Consider the following 16,851-nt stretch of genomic DNA (forward strand, 5'->3'; position numbering starts at 1 on the left):
GGGACGACCAATCTGCGAGCGTTGCTGGCCCCACGAATTCTGCAGCGAACGCCTGAGAAGCTGGCCAGCCATCAATGTCAGGGCGTGAAGCAGCCAGTTACGGCGAGCACTTTTTGTGAGAGCTGCGTCTGGGGATCAACATGATCCACCACTGGTCAATGACCTGGAGACCTGCTGACTTCCACGATGCGTGCCGCGTCCTTTGCGGGGGGCAAGCCGAAAAGGCGGGCGTAGTCCCGGCTGAATTGCGTGGGGCTCTCATACCCAACCTCGAACGCCGCCGCCATCACACTTCTGGCATTGGCCACCATGAGGGTGCGTGCTTGAAGCAGCCGCACGCGTTTTTGGTACTGCAACGGGCTCAGGTTGGTGACGGCTTTGAAATGCCGGTGAAATGCCGAAACACTCATGGTGGCGTGCTGCGCAAGCTCCTCTACTCTGATTGACACCGCAAAATGGCGGCGTATGTACTGAATGGCCTGGCTTACCCTTGCCAGTGCAGTATCCGGCGCGGCTATCTCCCGCAACATCCAGCCATGCGGGCCTTGCAACGCCCGGTACAAGATCTCGCGTTCATACACGGGCGCAAGGGCCGCAATCTCTTCAGGCTTGTCCATCAGGCGCAGCATACGTACCAAGGCGTCCATCAGCTCTGGCGTGACGGCTGCCACGGAAAACCCTGGTTGATGTTCATACTGCCCGGTCGGCCTTGGCAGGTCGGCGAGCAATGTCGTCAATACCAACGGGTCGAGCGTCAAGCTCACAGCCAGGTAGGGTGCGCCTGACTCGGCGGCATGCACCGTGCCCACCGAGGGTAGGTCGATGGACATGACAAAGTAAGTCGCAGGGTCATAGCGCAGGGTGCGATCGCCCACAGTCATCGACTTACTCCCTTGCAAGATCAAGTTGATCATGGGGTCGTAGACAGCAGCCAGCATGTGCTCCGGGATTTTGCCCTGAACCATGGCTACACGCGGGATGCCCGTCTCGGTGCGGCGGTTTTCGGCTCTGGCGGCCAAAGCGCGCAGTTCATCAATTTGAGTGGTCATGGCTGGCATGCTGACGGCAGCGAGCGATGCCGTGCAAGCAAAAAGCAGAAACAGGCAGGATCGAAGCAGCAATGGGAGCGTATGCAATCCGCGATCTGATTACTGTGAGGGCTTAGTTGATCGCTAGCGGAGTAGCACATGGGCGTTATCGTCATAACAGGCGGCAGCCGGGGCATTGGCGCCAGTACGGCACACCATCTGGCCCGGCGCGGCATGGGTGTCATCCTTACCTACAAGCGCAGCTCGGCTGCCGCACGGCAGGTAGTCGCTGACATTGAGCACTTCGGTGGCAGAGCAGTTGCACTGGAATTGGATGTTGCTGATGTCGGTAGCTTTATCGGCTTTCGCGAGGCCGTCATCGAGGCGTTGCAAGGAAACTGGGGCGTCAGCGGGCTTGCCGGGCTGGTAAACAATGCAGGGCACGGCCTTTTCAACCCGCTGGAATCGGTCAGTGAGCACCAGTTTGACGCGCTGCTCAGCGTGCACCTGAAAGGCCCGTTCTTTCTCACCCAGGCCTTGTTGCCGTTGCTGGAAGCGAACGCTTGCATCGTCAACCTGACCAGTGCCACTACTCGCGTGGCAACGGCGGGTGTTGCGCCCTACGCCTCCTTCAAAGGGGGGTTAGAAGTGCTCACCCGTTACATGGCCAAGGAGTTCGGCGAGCGTCGTATTCGTGCCAACTCGGTTTCGCCGGGTGCAATCCGAACTGAGCTGGGCGGTGGTTTGAACGAAGAGTTCGAGGCGTTGCTGGCGTCCCAGACGGCGTTGGGCCGGGTGGGCGAACCCGAGGATGTGGCGCGCGTCATCGGCACGCTGCTGTCCGCCGAGGGCGCCTGGATCAGCGCCCAGAACATTGAAGTCGCCGGCGGTTACAACATCTGAGCACAGGAGCGTTTTCAATGCTTGACCACATTTTCCTTTCAGTAAGCAATATCGAACGTTCCATCCGCTTCTATGACGCAGCCCTGACGCCACTTGGCATAATGGCGCGGCTGAATTATGACGGCATGGACGGGCCACCTGGGCATCCCGACCTCAAGGGTTTCGGTGCCAACGGTCGGATGTTTTTCTGGCTGCGCAAAGGCATCGTCGAGGGAGGCGCCGTGCATGTCGGCTTCGTCGCCCGCAACAAGGCTGAAGTGGACGCGGCCTATGCTGCGGCCATGCGTCATGGCGCCATCGACAATGGTGCACCTGGCGCCCGCTTGCACTATGACCCTGATTACTACGCTGCCAATGTGCTGGATCCGGACGGGTACAGCCTCGAATTCGTTTACAAGAAATGGCAGCACGCACAATGAAAAAACTTCTGATCTACGGCGCCACGGGTTACACCGGCCGCATGGCGGCAGAGCGGGCAAAAGCGCTTGGGCTGAATGTTGAAATTGCCGGGCGCGATCGTTCGCGCCTGGCGTCACTCGCTGATCAGTTGGGTGTACATTTTCGGGTGTTCAATGCCGATGCCAACGCCGTGGCGTCCTTATCGGGCATTTCGGTATTGCTTAACTTCGCAGGGCCGTTCGCGCATACGGCTGAAGCGTTGATGCGTGCTTGCCTGAAAGCAGGTGTGGACTACCTGGACATCACCGCAGAGATCAACGTTTACCGATTGGCAGAGAGGCTTGGCACTGAGGCGGTTTCCCATTCCGTCATGCTGATGCCTGGTGTCGGTTGGGACGTTGTGCCCACCGACTCCCTTGCCGTACACGTTGCCAAACGGGTCAAAGATCCGTTCGCACTGAATATCGCGCTTCACGTACCAGGCTCGATGTCCCGTGGATCGGCCATGAGCGTCAACGAAATCATCGGTGCAGGCGTACTTGCCAGGGTCGATGGCGAACTCGTTTCAACGGCTGATGCCACGCCACGCCATTTTGACTTTGGGGAGGGGCCGGTACTCTGCGCACCCTTGTCATTCGGCGACCTGATAACCGGCTGGTATTCGACTGGCATCGCGAACATCGCGATGTTCGTTCATGTATCAGGCGATGCATTTCCCGAAGGCGACATGTCTCGATTGCCTGATGGGCCCAGCGCTGAAGAGCGAAATGCTCATCGAGCGCGGGCAGTGGTAGAAGTGGTGGGAGCAGATGGATCAATCGCTCGCTCCGTGATCGAAACGGTCAACGGTTACACCTACACGCCTTTGTCCGCAGTGGCAGCTGCGGTACGGGTACTGAACGGTGAGCGTCACTTAGGTTTTGCAACACCAGCTCAAGTCTTCGGGAGTGGATTTGCCGAAAGCATCGTGGACACGCACATGACTGACTTTTAATCACAAAAAGCTTGGGCCGCTGTTTAGTTCGATGGGCTGGTATGGGGTGACATCAGCCATTCAAAGATATTTTTTGAACGTTGTAGCGGTGATCGCGACCATGAAACCCAGCAACGCAGCAGAGGGGATTAATACCCAGTTCGGATTCAGCGACCAAGGGAGCGACAGATAGATTACCCAAGGGCTGATCAACAGCGGTAGTAATGTGCGCTTGGCTCGGTGATAGACAAAGCTGCTCTCCCTGCCCGCCCCGAACTTGCGGAGGTCGCGGCGCATCAACCCGTCGACTATGCCGGTGAGCACCGTAAGCAAGAACAGGGGAGTGGCCAAAGTGAGAACGGTCAGGCGCACGACGAAAGTGCAGACCGTGAACAGGGCCGCCAGCAGGTATTCCTGTCCAGCGACATACGCTTGAGCTAGCTGTCCTTGCAACGACGGCTCGCGAGTGAGTAGTTTCAGCTGGATGTCAGATTGTACCCAACCGGAGCGGACCACAACCCAATCGTTGAGGCGCTCAAGGATTTTCGCGGTCGCTTGCGCCGGCTCCTGCACGAGTAGCGAGCTCCTGAAGTGGCTGCTAAGCCATCCGAGCTCTTTCAGCCACATGCTATGGCTATGATGCCAGCCTTGTTCTGGCCAGAGCCACAGGATACCCACGAACTCCACAATAATGGAGAACACCAAGGAGGCGAACAGCAGGCCGAGCAATCGCAGGCACAGCTCAAGCGTGCCGAAGATCAGCCTTGGTTGTCGTTGTGTCTGAGGCGGGTTGGTTGCGGTAGTAGGCATTAGAGGCTCCCAGGTGTTGGCTGTCTACCAGGTGATCACGAGGCCGATTTGCGTCCTGGTGGCGGCATCTCGGGATCGAAATTGACCGTCGGAGCACCGCCGGCACTGCCCCACCAACTCCCCGCATTAGTGTTGTAGGACTCGCGCATACGCGCAGCCAGGGTCTGCAGGTCAGCCGGCATCGCATCGTCACTGGCCGGTTTTGGCAGCGGCATGCGTACCTTCCACAGTTGCCCGCCTTCCTGGAACGAGAACATCTGCCCCTTGGGCAAGGCGATAATGTGCGCCGGTTCGATCAGCGGTACCGACGTTGTGGTGACCCGGTCCTGCGAGGAGGAGGTGAAGTCGGTGCGGGCGTCGGGATCGGCGGTGTCCGTCGCGCCAGAGACCAGGGTACGGGTCTGCACGTTGACCTTGGGCAATTGATTGGTCAGCAGCTCGGCGGTCGCGGTTTCCCGTACGCGTAGCATTTGCAGGGTGTTGAAGTTGCCGATGACCTGGCCGGCTTTGGCCCGGCTGCCGATGCGCGCCTCGATGTCGCTCAAGGTCTGGGTGTAGGCGGTGACCTGGATACCGGCACCACCACCCTTGTTGATTAGAGGAATGAACTCGTCGCCCATCAGCTCGTTGAACTCGTCGGCGTGGAGGTTGATGGGCACCTTGTCGCCTTCGCTGGAGGAGTTCGGGAGACCGTGGTCGATGCCATGTTTGTAGATATGCCCGGCGACGGAGACCAGGTCGGCAAACATCGAGTTACCAACGGCGGCGGCGACCTCGGCATCGGACAGCGCATCTAGGCCGACGTAGACGATGCCGCGTTTACGGATGACCTGCAGCCAGTCGAAGATTGGCCGTGGATCCTCCAGGTCGGCATAGTTGGGGGCCAGCAGTTGCGCCGTCTTGCCACTGGTGAGCTTTTCCAGCAGCGGCAGCAATGAGGCGACGATCTTGTCGAAGTAGGTGCGGTCGTAGCGGACGGCCGAACGCAAGCCATCCATGACCGGGTCGAAGAGGCGCTTGGCGGTCAGGTACTGCTCGATGGCGACCACACGTTTCTCGCGGCCAATCATGTGCCTGGGCACGTTCTTTTCGTTGAGCCGCGCCTCAAGATCAACAATGGTCTCCCATGCCTGCGGATCATGGCGGGCGAAGAAGTGCTGGGCGTATTCGATGAACAGCCCATCGATGTTCACCACGTGCCGCTGGATCTGCAGGTAATCAGGGCGCCGGCCGAGCTCGATCAGAGCCCGGGCGATGATGTTGACGAAGCGCCAGGCGAACTCTCGAAACGCTGCCGAGTTGCCTTCACCGCTTAGCTGGCCAGCGATACGGGTGGCCACTTCCGAGATGCGCCCGAAGCGGCCGATGGCGTTGTAGCGCGCGGAAATCTCAGGCCAGCCTAGGTGAAAGACGTAGAACTCGTGTTCACGGCCGGCCCGTCGCGCTTCTACGTACATACGTTTGAGTAGGTCGGCATCGCCTTTGGGGTCGAAGACGATCACCACTTCCCGGCTTGGCCGGTGAATGTCCTGGGTGATGTAGACCTCGGCCAGGCGCGTTTTGCCGACCCGCGTGGTGCCTAGCACCAGGGTATGGCCCACGCGTTCGCCCAGTGGCAAGGTGGCTTCCTGCTCGTTGGGCTCGACGCCATGCAGCAGTGGTGAACCGCCCACTGGCGGCAGTGGGCGTACCGGGTTGAGTGGGCTGTCCCAGGCGGTGATCCGGGGCAGGAGGGAGAGCCCTGGTGGCGCTTTTTCCAGGACGTGTTCCAGGCGTCGGGCCCACTGGTAGGCGCTCGACTGGTTGACGTAGCGGGCGAGCGCGGGGTCCTGCGCCTCCAGCAATCGCTGGGTATGCAATCGGCTCCAGCGAAAGCCGCGACCCATGAACAGGCGCTTGCTGCTGACCGGGATCTGTCGGCTGGTCAGCGAGTAGCGGGGCAGGCGGCGGATATTGCGCCGATAACGCAGGACAATGCGGGCCTCATTGAGGCGCTTGAGGCCGAAGGCGGTATAGGCCAGGGCCATGCCGGCGCCAATTTCCGGTGACAGCGCCACCGCCCAGGGCGAATGCAGACACAGTGCGCCGGCACCGGCACAGATGCCCACGGTGTACAGCTCCACTGCCGGGCGCAGCAGGGATTCCATCGCATGATCGCTCATGGCGGTACCTCACTGCTCCAGGCCGGTCGGTGTGATCAGTACCGGGTAGTGCTCCAGTTCCAGCCGCTCGGCGATGTCGTCGCCGTTCACCGGCCATATGGCCAACCCAGGCGCTACCGCCTGGATGCGCTGCAGCGCTGCCGCATCCGCGACCTCAACGGCCAGGCCGTTGGCGCCCAACTGCTTCAGCGCTGGCGCGTGCTGCGCCAGCCACGCCAATGAGGCGGCGTCCGCGCCAACCAGGAACAGCGGGATCATGCCCGGCAGATCCAGCGCTCTGCGCGGCACCTCACCCGGCGTGAGGAGCGTGCTGTGCACCGGCAGTACCCAGTTCAGTGTGCGTGGGTCGGGTTGTTCGACCGGCGCGGCCGACTCCGCGGCCATGCCAGGGTGAATTGACACAAGCCATGCCCCGGCGGCCAAACACCACACCAGCCCGCAGATCAGTGCGCCCCGGTGAACGTTAATCATGAGCGTGGTCCTCCACGGCTAGACGTGGCGGCGTCAAGGCGCTGCCAGTGCTGGCTGAACTGCGTGCGGTAGCGCGCCGCCGGGGCCCCACCTGCAGGCCGGTGGTAGCGGCCGGCGGCGATGACCCAGTCGCCGACGTCGGCGTAGTGCCCGCGCAACAGGTCGGCAGTGACCGCGAGGTTGCTACGCGGATCGAGGGCGTCGCAGGCGGTGGGGTAACGCTCCGGGTGGTAGCCCAGGTTGGTTTGCCCCAGGCCGACATCGATGCGCTTGGGATCATGCCGGGTGAGTGCAACCGTGAGTGCGCTACAGGCCTGGGCACGGGTGGCGAAACGCTGTGACGTGCCGGCCACATTCAAGGTCCACGGCCATGGGATGAGCCGCCCACGCAGCGGCGTGCCGCTCTCCTGCTGGGCAATGGCGAACAGCACCGACGCCGGGATGCCGGCCTGGGCGGCGGCCATCTGGTACGCCGGTGGAGGGAGGCCGCCTGCTTGGGCGACAGTCACCCCCATCAGGGCCAGGGCGAGGCTCAGTCGACGCGCTGCCATTTCCCTTCCACCTGTTGAAAGCGCGCGGGCAGGGGGCGGCTGGCGCCGAGGGCGAACCAGCGGCCGCGGTCGTGATTGAGGGTGACTTGGCCACTGCCGACCTGGGCCGGGGTAATGCCTACCTTGCGCGCCCATTGCCGAATGTGCGCATCGTCGCCCTGGCTGCGCACCAGATAGACGTCCAGGCGGGCGCCCATGCTCAGCCATTGGCGGAGGCTGGCCTCACAGGTCGAACATGGATCTTCCACAAACACGGCATAGCGCGGGTTGCTCGACGGGGAGACTGCATCGTCCATCCCCTGCACCGGCAGCAGTCCGGGGAACAGCCGCGCCCAAGCCGCGGTGTAGGCTTTTTGATAGGCCAGTTCGTGTTCGGCACGCTCAGCTTCGAGTCGTACCTGCAGCTCGGCGTAGCGCTGACGCTCCTGGTCCGAGTCGGCTTCCACGCCCAGGGTGGTCAGCGGGTCGAGTTGCGGTGACCAGTACTGGCGGGGACCGCTCTGCAGGCGCTCGAACTTGGCCCATTCATCATCGGTCAGGCCCCAGGCCTTGGCCTGTACTGCGGAGCTAGCTTGCTGCAGCGGAGCCTGCTCGCTGGACTGCTGCTCCGTTTCAACCGTGGCGGGTGCACTCCATCCCGATCCTGAGACTAGGTAGATGGGGAATAGGAGCAGCGAGAGAGTGATAAACCGGACCATATGCACCTCGTCACGGCAGGGGCAGCGAACGCTCGCCGAGGCCAGGCACCTGGAACACGGCTTGGTTCCTGCGAATGGTCTTGAGCTGCCAGCCGTTCAGGCTGTCACCGGGCTGCAGCAGGTGGACGGTCGACAGGGCGTGCGCGCCAGCCGGTAGGACCGAGACAAACCGGACGTCGCCCCGGGTCTCGACACCCAACAAGGTGAATGGCGGCGTCGGGGTTTGGGCTTTGGCGGCCGGTTTGGCAGAGGCTGCAGGCTGGGGTTGTGTGGATGGCGCAGTCGGTCGAGCCTCAAGGGCGTGGACGGCAGTTTCGGTGTTGCCCAATCGTTGTTCCAGCGCGACCAGGTCGGCCTTGGTCGGACCCAGCGGCTCCGCTTCAATGGCCTTGAGCGTCGCGCTCACCTCATCCAGCTGTTTGCTCAGCGTGGTGAAGGTCGCATCCTGCTGGCGCTGGTGCTCGCCCAGCGCGTTCACTTGCGCTGGAAGTGCCGCGAGGGTGGTGCCGAGTGCATCAAGGTCCCGCCGTAGCGCCGGGACTGGATCGGCTGGCGCACTATCAGCGGCAACCAGGAGCGCGGTCAGTTGTTGATGGTGGTTGTAGGTCACGGCGGCCAATACGGCGGCACCCAGGCACAGGGCCCCGAGCACCAGAGCCTGAAAGTGATGGACCTTCATGGCGCGATCTCCAGGGGCGGGCGAGGTGGGGCGGGCACCGGTGCGCGAAGGGCGTAGCACACGCTGCGTTCAACCGGGTCGATCACGAGCCGCCAGGCCGGGCCGCCGAGGATGGTCAAGGCGTCCAGCAGCGCCATCGGCCCGAGTTGGTGCTGCACGGCCGGCAGGGGACGGCTGAACAAGGTGGTGACCTCGGCGCGGTTGGCGCAGAGTGAGTAGCCCGAGCGCTGCAACACGTGGTGCAGGGCATCACCGACCGTCGCGTGCAGCGCCGGTGCAATCTGTACGGTGATGAGCTGGAATAAGGGCTGGCGTTGCTCCAGCGTCGGTCGTGTGCTGACCAAGGTGTAGCGGTCCTGGCGTACCCACGCTGGTGACACCGACAACGGTTTGGGCGGGGTGGCCGGTGCTGGTACGGCTTTGGCTGGCGTCGTCGCTGGGGTGATGGCAGGCGACGTGTTGCAGCCCGCCAGCGCGAGCATCAGGACAAGGTAAGGAAGTGCGGGCGTGTGCATGAGCAGGTCTCGACAGTAGGTGCCGACACCTTGGCAACGCGCGTGAGCTGCACCCACTGAAAAATCGAAGTTGGCCGCCCTATTTATCGGGCGCAAGGCATAAAAAAGGCGCCCTGCAGGGCGCCTTGGGTCAATCGTCAGCAAACAGCGGCAGTCCTGCCAGCGGGGCTGCATCGGGATCGAACACCAGAAAGCGCGTGTCGGCCTGGCCGGCCAGCAGTAGCAGCGTCATCAACACCGGTGGTACCTGCTCGTCCAGCAGGCGCGTGCAGACGTCCGCTGCTGAGCAACCGAGGCCCTCCACTTGGGCGCTGCGGTGCCAGGGCGTGGAGTACAGCTTGCAGCCAACGGAGCGGTTGCTGACCAACCGGAAGCATTCAAAGTAACCGGCCGGTCGTTCGCAGCGAGCAAGCTGCTCAAGGTAGGCGTACTCGTCAGCCGGTAGGTGGGATGAACTGATCTCCCAGCTGCGGCTGTACTGGCCGGTGGCAAAGGACAGCTGCTGCATCAGGTGCTCCGCTGCTTCCAAGCTGGGAAGGTCGCCGAGGTGTACCGAGCCAGTCAGCCGCTCGGCGGTGACCTGGTACAGCACGGTGGTGACCACGCCGTCCGCGGGCAACTGCATGCGAAGGAAACCCGAGACATCCTGGCCTTCCGTGATGACGACGCAGTCGTCATCGAACACGCACGCCTGGCAGTTGATGTGATCGTCGTCCAAGCCCAGCTGGGCGGTGTGCAGAGAACGGTAGCAGGGCGGGCACTGGTCGTCGTAGTGGATCTGGACCACGCGTTCGCAGGCGAATGCATGGAAGCCGCGGGCAAAGGGGTTGGGGGTTGAGGTGAGCATGATGGCGCTCCAGAAAAAGAGAACGCCACCCCATGCAGGCGGTGGCGAGTGAGAGAGGGTTAGATCCAGCCATACTCGGCCAGGGACAGGGGCTGACCTTCGCCGATGATGATGTGGTCCAGAACGCGGACCTCGACCAGCGCCAAGACTTCAATCAGGCGCGTCGTCAGCACGCGGTCGGCGGTGCTGGGCTCAGGGCAGCCGGAAGGGTGGTTGTGGCTGAGGATAACTGCGGCGGCGTTGTGTGCCAGTGCCTTGACCACCACTTCACGAGGGTAGACCGAGGCGCCGTCGATGCTGCCGAAAAACAACACCTCGAAGTCGAGCACGCGGTGGCGTGAGTCGAGGTAGAGCAGGGCAAACACCTCGTGGTGATAGGGCGCCAGGCGCAGCTTCAGGTAGGACGCGGCGTCGGCAGGTGTGATGAGTATTTCGCCGCGCTGAAAGTAGCGTTGGTCCAGTAACTGCAGGGCTTCGCTGATCAACGCATCTTCGTGGGCGCGCTGGGTCAGGACGGGGTCGAGGGGCTCGACCAGGGTCAATGGCGTGTTCATGAGCAGATCCTCGTGTGCAGGGGCGCTCCCGGAGGAGGCCCCTGTGGGTAGGGTCAGGCGATCACAGGCGGATGAAACGATGCCGGGTGCCGTGCAACGGGGAATGACAGGCTTCGCAGGGATGAGTGGAGAAGGGGTCAATGCCGACACCGGTTTCCGGATCGAAATCAGCGCTGAGTGGCAATAACACCTGCAGCTCCTTACGCATCTGCGTGATTCGCTGGTCGACTTCGGCCTCGCTGTAGTACAGCGACAAGGTGCTGAAGTCGTCGTAGGCCACGGCGTTCAGGCAATCCTCACAGAGCCAGTAACTCTCCATGGCAGCCTCCGGAGGTGAGAAAAGGCGCTCATGCGAGCGCCTCTGTGGTGGGTGTCAGTCTCAGGCAGGCTGCGTGGCCTGGTTCTGAGCCTGATCGGCACTGTGTGAAGGATTCGGCGCATGCTCTTCTGCCGCTTCGGACGGCGGTTCAGCCGAGGAAGCATCCTGCCGAGCTGGCGCTTTGTAGGTGAGTTGACCGTTGACCTTGATCCACTCGATGAAGATCAGCCGGCCTTTGAGGCTGGCACCGGGTTGGCCTTTGCGCTCACCTTTTTCGTAGGTGAAGGCATCGACCCAGAGGTCGCCAATGCGAAACGCGATCAGCACTTTGCGTTCGGCACGGACATCCTCGAGGTGTTCGCGGATCAGCCGTTCGGCTTCACCGCCAGCGACCTTGCAGTCGAAGCGGGTGTACTCGACGTCATCCGACGCACCGTGCAAGGCGGCAATGTTGCAGGCCATAAAAGGCTGTCCGCGCCGTACGGGCACCTCGCGCACACGGTTCAAGTAACCAATGCCTTGGGTATGCAGGTTGAAGTAAGTAGCGGGGGCAGCAGTGTTTGCCGTGATCATGGTGAATCTCCTGTTTGCGAGAAACGCGGATATTCACCGGCCCTGGCGGGGGTGAGTCCGCAAGGGAAGGTCAGGTGCAACAGCAGTGGTGTAAGAGCGCTCATCATCGCGGGGAGCGATAACCGTGCGAGCCGCCGAACGCTAGTCGCACTTTGGGAGGAACCACTCTGGGGAGAGCGTAGCCTTGCAGGTTCCGGCTACCTAATGCTGTCATCGACAGCGTGGTGCAGTTCATCTATAGAACGGTGCGTAGAGCCCGTCAACAGCGGTTTTGACTGGGTTCAGAGGTGTGGATGTGGGTGGTGCACAGTAGATTCAAACGTGCGAAAAAATAGCCCAACGGTCGTCGGGCTAGGAACAGCAGGGCCACCCTTGATCCGGTCCATTGACAGCGAAGTCGTCGCTTCACTTCAGCTGTCGCTTCACCCTGATCAACCGACCCTTGTCGTGGCCTGGGTCGGGATAACTGGCACGCATCCGCGCACAAACGGCGCCCGTTTTTTCGCCGGCGGGCACCGGCACTGAGCATCGTCGCCGAGGCGGATGACCCCTGCAGCCTGAAGCAGGTCGCACGGGTCATCCGTCTCAGGAACCTTGGACATCCTGAACAGTGATGCAGCGCAGTGTAAGAGGCTCCGAACTCAACGAGTCTGGCCGAGCTGCCCGGAGCGAATCGGCCTGGGGTCGCCAAACGGCGAGGACCTGTTCACTACATCAGTGACTGCCCCTACCGTCAAGCAGTCAGGAGCGCTTCGGCTTGGCAGGCGCCGCGCTGGCTTTCACTGGCTTAGTACCCTTGCAGTCTGGGTAGCGCACACAGGACCAAAAGTTACCGGTGCGGCCTTTGCGCTGGCGCATGGGGCTTCGGCACACGGGGCAGGCTGGACCTTTCGAACGGGGTAGCTGCAAGTTCAACGAGGCTTGGCTGCGCACCACCTGAGTGAGCCAGGCCGATTGCTTGGCGAGAAACGCCTCGACACTCAGCTGCCCGGTCTCGATCCGTGCCAGTGCCTGCTCCCACAGCGCGGTCATCACCGGATCAGCAACCTCACGGGGAACGGCCTCGATCAACGTGTGGGCGGCGGCAGAGGCCGCCAGGCTGCGCTTTTTCTTGGTCAAGTAGCCGTGATCGATCAGGCCCTGAATGATTGCGGCGCGGGTGGCCTCGGTGCCGATGCCAATGCTGTCTTTCAACGTTTGCTTCAGGCGCATATCGGCCACCTGGTTGGCGATGGTTTTCATCGCTTTGACCAGTGTGCCTTCGGTATAGGGTTTGGGCGGTTGGGTGCGCTGTGTATTGATCGTGGCGTCGTGTGCAGCAACCGACGCACCGTCTTGCAGGGTGGGGAGCCGCTGCGTTTGCTCGGTCGGTTCGCTGGCATCGGTTTCGTCGATCACGGCCTTCCAGCCTCGTACCTGGATCTGCTTGCCGCGGGCCAGCACCTGATCGGCCTGGCTGCGCAACTGCACCTGGGTTTTCAGGTATTCGTGGTGGGGCAGAAACTGCGCCAGGTAGCGGGCGCGGATCAGGGTGTACACGGCGCGCTCGCGCTCGGACAACTGATCCAGCGGGATCACCACGGGGGTGGGGATGATGCCGTGGTGGGCGGTGACTTTGCTGCTGTTCCAGGCGCGGGAGCGTCGTGTCGGATCGAATTCCTTGAAGCGCTGGGCAAGCGCCGGGTCGGCTGCGGCCAAGGCCTTTAGTACGCGCGGCACCTCGTCCAGCATGCTCTCTGGCAGGTAGCCACAGTCGCTGCGAGGGTAGGTGGTGGCCTTGTGGGTTTCGTACAGTGCCTGCGCCACACTGAGGGTTTCCTGCGCGCCCAGGCCGAGTTTGGCCGAACAGACTTCCTGCAGCGTGCCCAAGTCGAACGGCAAGGGCGGCCCTTCCGTCACGCGTTCAACGTCGACCCGCTCCACTTGTACTGAACGCGCAGCTGCCAGGCGCCGGGCAACCTGCTCGGCCGCCGCTTGATCAACGCAGTGACCGGCATCATCGCAGTGCGCAGCGGGTGGCTGCCAGCGCGCCTCAAACTCCGCCCCGTCAGCGTGCAGCACAACGTCCACGGTCCAGAAAGGCCGGGCGACGAAACTGGCGATGGCGCGATCACGCTCCACTACCAGGCGCAGGGTGGGCGTTTGCACACGGCCCACGGGCAGCGTGCCGTCGAAGCCGGCGCGGCGACCGAGCAGGGTGAACAATCGGCTGAGGTTGATGCCCACCAGCCAATCTGCCCGGGATCGGGCGAGGGCACAGTGGTACAGCGGCAGGGTTTGTTCACCCGGCCGCAACGCCGTCAGGGCCCGACGGATCGAAGCGTCGTCGAGGGCGGACAGCCACAGGCGAAGGATAGGCCCCTGATACTGGCAGCGCTCGAGGATCTCCCGAGCAATCATCTCGCCCTCGCGGTCAGCGTCGGTGGCAATCACCACCTCGGCGCAGGCCTGCAGCAGCCGGCTGATGGCCTTCAACTGCGCGGCGACCTTGGGCTTCACCACCAGTTGCCAGTGCTGCGGGATAATCGGCAGGTGCTCCAGCGACCAGCGCTTGAACTGGTCGCTATAGGTTTCCGGTGGCGCAGTCTCGAGCAGGTGGCCCACGCACCAGGTCACGGTCACTCCGATGCCCTGCAGGTAGCCATCGCCGCGACGATGGGCTTGCAGCACCCGGGCGATATCGCGGGCTTGGGACGGTTTTTCGCAAATGTAGAGGCGCATGACGTGGCCCTCTCGGTCAGGTACCGACAGGGTGGTCGCGTGACTGGGGAGTGCTAGGGAAAAGCTGAACTGGTCGAGATCATATCGGTGTAGCCGCCAGCGGCGAGCGAGTTACCGCTGCGCGAGGTGCGCGGTCACGGTCTGCAGAAGGTCCAAGGCAAATTGCTTGTCCGTCTCGCCAAGTTCCTTGATCAGCGAGGCAATCTTCTGCCCCTGGTCCTGTGGGCGAGGACTGATGGCCAGTAGCAGCTCATCGGCCGGACAGCCGTACATGTCCGCCAACTGCAGCAGCTTGGGCACGGTCAGTTCGACCTTGCCACGCTCCATGCGCGACACCGCTTCGGTGCCGATCTCCAGGCGTTCACCGACTTGCGCCTGGGTAAAGCCTTGGGCACGGCGGTACTTGGCCAACTGGCGGCCGATGTGTTGTGGGCTAGGCTCTTTGACTGGCAACGGGGTGGCTCTCCAATTCAACCCGTATGGTTGACCAGCCACCCAAGGATATGAACTCCCTAAAAGGTTGAATATCAACCTAACCGGGCGTATCACCCAATGAGAGTACGGTGACCTGATCGTCACACGGAGATAGCGGATTGGACGAACTTGAGCAGCATGAAGCGGATGCGTTAGCGATCAAGGCCTGCGAGTTGTTCATGGCCACCCATCAGGAACCGGACAATCAGGCGGCGAGGGCCAGGTTGATCGCGTGGATCAAGGAAGCGCCAGCGCACTGGCGGGCGTTCCTTGCCCTGGACCAGTACCTGGCGGAGGTCAAAGGGTTGATCGAGGGGGACGACCTGCAGGGCGTCGCCCGCCGTGCGGGGCGCAGTGACTGAGCGTTCCCGCGCTGAAAGGCACGGTTCCACTGACGTCCACCCGCTCAGGTCGATTTGCGTGTGGTTTTCTTGCCGGCCGGCTTGCGGTTGCTGCCACCATTATCACTGGCCTTCTCGCGCATGGACACGCTGGCCAGGCGGTGGGGCAGGATGCCGATGTGCCGCGCCTCCACCTTGAACGTCACCCGGGCGTTGTCCTCGCTGTCTTCCCACTCATCCTTGACCGTGCGGCCCATGACCAAGACGCGCATGCCTTTCTGGTACAGGGTGCTCCAGTGCTCGGCATCGCGGTGCCAGAGCTCGACCGGAGCCCAGTAGCCGCCGCGGTCTTCGTAGCCGCCCTCGCGCGGTACTGGGTTGTCGAAATAGACATTCAACCGCAGCAGCCGCTTCGGCTCGTCCGGGTTGTTGTTGAATTCCTGAAACTCAGGCGGACTGCCGATGTTGCCTTCGCCAACAAAGAACGTGCTCATGGGTGATTCTCCTCGGTGGTGGTATCGAAAAGGACGTCATCGGCATACGCGAGTTTGAGGGCGCCGGTGAGTACCTGGCGATAGAGCGAGTTCAGGCTGCTCATCTGCAGGTTGAGGACGATCCGGTTGGCTTCCAGCTGGTACAGCGCCTGGCGCAGTTCTGGCTGCAGCAGCGGATGTGCCATCGCCTGCTGCCAGACCTCCACGCCCATGCGCTTGAAGTCCGGGCTGCGCCAGCGTAGGAAGCAGGCGCCCTGGGAGCTGTGCTGGACGCTCAGTCGCAACTCGAGCAACGAGAAGGGTGGCTGCGCCATGATCGCCAGCATCGCGGCCATCAGCGTCTCGAGTTCGCCTCGCAGCTGTTTGATTGTTTCGGCGAACTGGGCCAGCTCCCCCTTACCCTTAAAAGGCTTTAAAAGGCCTTTTAGAGAGGCACTGTGTTCAAACTCGCGATAGGCCTCGGATGACAGGCAATGGGCGATCGCTTCGGGCAGTGTCATGCTTCACCGCCTTCGGCGGGGTCGCCGGGCGAAGGTTCCACGTCGTCAGCAAGTTGATCGGCCTCACTGGGCAGTGCGGCCTTGGCGGTGCGCACGATGGGCGGCGCAAATTGCGAGCGTCGTGTGCCTTCGAGAATGTCCTGGGGCGGGGTGCCGAACTTGTCGATGGCCTCGCGGGCGCGGGCGTTGTTGGCGGCCATGTCGTCGCGGCTTACCCCGGCCAGTCGGAACTGCTGTGCCATGCTGAACAGGCTGCGCAGCAGGTGGGCGCCACCATCGATCCAGTACTCCATGTCGGCCCGGCCGATCAGCGCGGTGTGGTGGGCCAGCAGCACGCGACGTACCAGGCTGTCGTAGTCTGTCAGCAGGTAGACGGCGAGAAACCCCAACTGGCTGCCGATGAACAGGGGCAGGGTGACAGGGTGGATGTTCAGGTTGTCGCCGATGCTGACCTGGGAGGGCAGGTCGCGCTCGACCAGTTTGACTTGCTCGGTCAATGCCAGCAGCTCGGCCTTGGCCTGCAGTACCTTGTCTTCGAGTTGTAGCATGAACCAGTCGGCGAAGGGGTCGTCCTGGCTGCTCGCCTGCTTGAGCAGGTTGGTGACGCTGATGTAGCCCGCCATGCCCATGATGCCAAACACGCCTTCGCGCCCGGCACGGCCCTGCCACAGACGTGCTGCGTGATGTGTGTGCAGGGTGAGGGTGATGCTGCTGCGCAGTGAGCCCAGGTTGAGCTGGTAGTGGTCGACCATTGCCAGATCCTCGCCGTCGGAATAACGCCGACGATCTGCGCTCTCGGGCACCCTGGCAGTGATCAATGTGAACGCGATGGGCTCACA

At 62.5% G+C, this 16,851-nt stretch carries 21 protein-coding genes; 4 read left to right on the forward strand and 17 right to left on the reverse strand.

Features of this window, described 5'->3' with window-relative positions; genetic code table 11:
- Window positions 1-155: 155 nt before the first annotated feature.
- The gene (locus NY023_RS12260) at window positions 156-1,049 is read right to left on the reverse strand and encodes an AraC family transcriptional regulator (protein WP_193384129.1); all 894 of its coding nucleotides are present in this window, start codon (window positions 1,047-1,049) and stop codon (window positions 156-158) included.
- Window positions 1,050-1,187: 138 nt separating this feature from the next.
- Here NY023_RS12260 and NY023_RS12265 point away from each other — a divergent pair, with 138 nt between their 5' ends.
- Genes NY023_RS12265 through NY023_RS12275 form a run of 3 tightly spaced genes read left to right on the forward strand, consistent with a single transcriptional unit; the run spans window position 1,188 to window position 3,324 of the window.
- Window positions 1,188-1,931 carry an SDR family NAD(P)-dependent oxidoreductase gene (locus NY023_RS12265; RefSeq protein WP_013972293.1) on the forward strand — a complete coding sequence of 248 codons (744 nt, stop codon included), beginning with the start codon at window positions 1,188-1,190 and terminating at the stop codon, window positions 1,929-1,931.
- A gap of 17 nt (window positions 1,932-1,948) precedes the next feature.
- A complete protein-coding gene (locus NY023_RS12270; RefSeq protein ID WP_013972294.1) occupies window positions 1,949-2,350 on the forward strand; it encodes a VOC family protein in 402 nt (133 codons plus the stop codon).
- Window positions 2,347-3,324, forward strand: coding sequence for a saccharopine dehydrogenase family protein (locus NY023_RS12275; protein WP_044046990.1), 978 nt, complete (start codon window positions 2,347-2,349; stop codon window positions 3,322-3,324). The genes NY023_RS12270 and NY023_RS12275 overlap by 4 nt, the downstream gene beginning before the upstream one ends.
- 60 nt (window positions 3,325-3,384) lie before the next feature.
- On the opposite strand, the gene NY023_RS12280 is transcribed toward NY023_RS12275, so the two are convergent.
- The 13 genes from NY023_RS12280 to NY023_RS12340 all read right to left on the reverse strand — a co-directional run bounded on the left by NY023_RS12280 (window position 3,385) and on the right by NY023_RS12340 (window position 14,656).
- Window positions 3,385-4,113 (reverse strand): TIGR03747 family integrating conjugative element membrane protein, encoded by a 729-nt coding sequence (locus NY023_RS12280; RefSeq protein WP_013972296.1) that lies wholly within the window; start codon window positions 4,111-4,113, stop codon window positions 3,385-3,387.
- A 35-nt stretch (window positions 4,114-4,148) separates the two neighbouring features.
- The gene (traD, locus tag NY023_RS12285; protein WP_013972297.1) at window positions 4,149-6,275 is read right to left on the reverse strand and encodes a type IV conjugative transfer system coupling protein TraD; all 2,127 of its coding nucleotides are present in this window, start codon (window positions 6,273-6,275) and stop codon (window positions 4,149-4,151) included.
- Between the two features lie 9 nt (window positions 6,276-6,284).
- Complete coding sequence (locus NY023_RS12290; protein ID WP_238531265.1) at window positions 6,285-6,677, reverse strand: integrating conjugative element protein; 393 nt, start codon at window positions 6,675-6,677, stop codon at window positions 6,285-6,287.
- A 65-nt stretch (window positions 6,678-6,742) separates the two neighbouring features.
- Complete coding sequence (locus NY023_RS12295; protein WP_044046991.1) at window positions 6,743-7,297, reverse strand: transglycosylase; 555 nt, start codon at window positions 7,295-7,297, stop codon at window positions 6,743-6,745.
- The gene (locus NY023_RS12300) at window positions 7,279-7,995 is read right to left on the reverse strand and encodes a TIGR03759 family integrating conjugative element protein (protein ID WP_013972300.1); all 717 of its coding nucleotides are present in this window, start codon (window positions 7,993-7,995) and stop codon (window positions 7,279-7,281) included. Before NY023_RS12300 ends, NY023_RS12295 begins: the two co-directional genes overlap by 19 nt.
- A 10-nt stretch (window positions 7,996-8,005) precedes the next feature.
- Window positions 8,006-8,674, reverse strand: coding sequence for a hypothetical protein (locus NY023_RS12305; RefSeq protein ID WP_013972301.1), 669 nt, complete (start codon window positions 8,672-8,674; stop codon window positions 8,006-8,008).
- Complete coding sequence (locus NY023_RS12310) at window positions 8,671-9,189, reverse strand: PilL N-terminal domain-containing protein (protein ID WP_044046992.1); 519 nt, start codon at window positions 9,187-9,189, stop codon at window positions 8,671-8,673. Before NY023_RS12310 ends, NY023_RS12305 begins: the two co-directional genes overlap by 4 nt.
- A 130-nt stretch (window positions 9,190-9,319) precedes the next feature.
- A complete protein-coding gene (locus NY023_RS12315) occupies window positions 9,320-10,036 on the reverse strand; it encodes a hypothetical protein (protein ID WP_013972303.1) in 717 nt (238 codons plus the stop codon).
- Window positions 10,037-10,095: 59 nt separating this feature from the next.
- Window positions 10,096-10,590, reverse strand: a complete 495-nt coding sequence (locus tag NY023_RS12320; RefSeq protein ID WP_013972304.1) for a JAB domain-containing protein — start codon at window positions 10,588-10,590, stop codon at window positions 10,096-10,098.
- Window positions 10,591-10,651: 61 nt separating this feature from the next.
- Window positions 10,652-10,909, reverse strand: coding sequence for a hypothetical protein (locus tag NY023_RS12325; RefSeq protein WP_013972305.1), 258 nt, complete (start codon window positions 10,907-10,909; stop codon window positions 10,652-10,654).
- Between the two features lie 60 nt (window positions 10,910-10,969).
- Window positions 10,970-11,482, reverse strand: a complete 513-nt coding sequence (locus tag NY023_RS12330; protein WP_044046993.1) for an STY4534 family ICE replication protein — start codon at window positions 11,480-11,482, stop codon at window positions 10,970-10,972.
- Window positions 11,483-12,223: 741 nt separating this feature from the next.
- The gene (locus NY023_RS12335) at window positions 12,224-14,203 is read right to left on the reverse strand and encodes a DNA topoisomerase III (RefSeq protein ID WP_013972307.1); all 1,980 of its coding nucleotides are present in this window, start codon (window positions 14,201-14,203) and stop codon (window positions 12,224-12,226) included.
- Window positions 14,204-14,314: 111 nt separating this feature from the next.
- Window positions 14,315-14,656: a helix-turn-helix domain-containing protein gene (locus tag NY023_RS12340; protein ID WP_013972308.1), complete on the reverse strand. Its 342-nt coding sequence runs from the start codon at window positions 14,654-14,656 to the stop codon at window positions 14,315-14,317.
- Between the two features lie 200 nt (window positions 14,657-14,856).
- On the opposite strand from NY023_RS12340, the gene NY023_RS12345 reads away from it, so the two are divergent.
- The gene (locus NY023_RS12345) at window positions 14,857-15,039 is read left to right on the forward strand and encodes a hypothetical protein (RefSeq protein WP_049798473.1); all 183 of its coding nucleotides are present in this window, start codon (window positions 14,857-14,859) and stop codon (window positions 15,037-15,039) included.
- A gap of 44 nt (window positions 15,040-15,083) precedes the next feature.
- Here NY023_RS12345 and NY023_RS12350 read toward each other — a convergent pair whose 3' ends face one another.
- Genes NY023_RS12350 through NY023_RS12360 form a run of 3 tightly spaced genes read right to left on the reverse strand, consistent with a single transcriptional unit; the run spans window position 15,084 to window position 16,764 of the window.
- Entirely contained in the window at window positions 15,084-15,512 is a 429-nt protein-coding gene (locus tag NY023_RS12350; RefSeq protein WP_013972310.1) for a single-stranded DNA-binding protein, read from the reverse strand.
- On the reverse strand, window positions 15,509-16,012 hold the full coding sequence (locus tag NY023_RS12355; protein WP_013972311.1) for a DUF3158 family protein: 504 nt from the start codon (window positions 16,010-16,012) through the stop codon (window positions 15,509-15,511). The genes NY023_RS12350 and NY023_RS12355 overlap by 4 nt, the downstream gene beginning before the upstream one ends.
- Window positions 16,009-16,764, reverse strand: coding sequence for a PFL_4669 family integrating conjugative element protein (locus tag NY023_RS12360; protein WP_013972312.1), 756 nt, complete (start codon window positions 16,762-16,764; stop codon window positions 16,009-16,011). Before NY023_RS12360 ends, NY023_RS12355 begins: the two co-directional genes overlap by 4 nt.
- Window positions 16,765-16,851: the final 87 nt, after the last annotated feature.

The organism is Pseudomonas sp. NBB (genome assembly GCF_032701105.1).
Lineage (GTDB): Bacteria > Pseudomonadota > Gammaproteobacteria > Pseudomonadales > Pseudomonadaceae > Aquipseudomonas > Aquipseudomonas asiatica.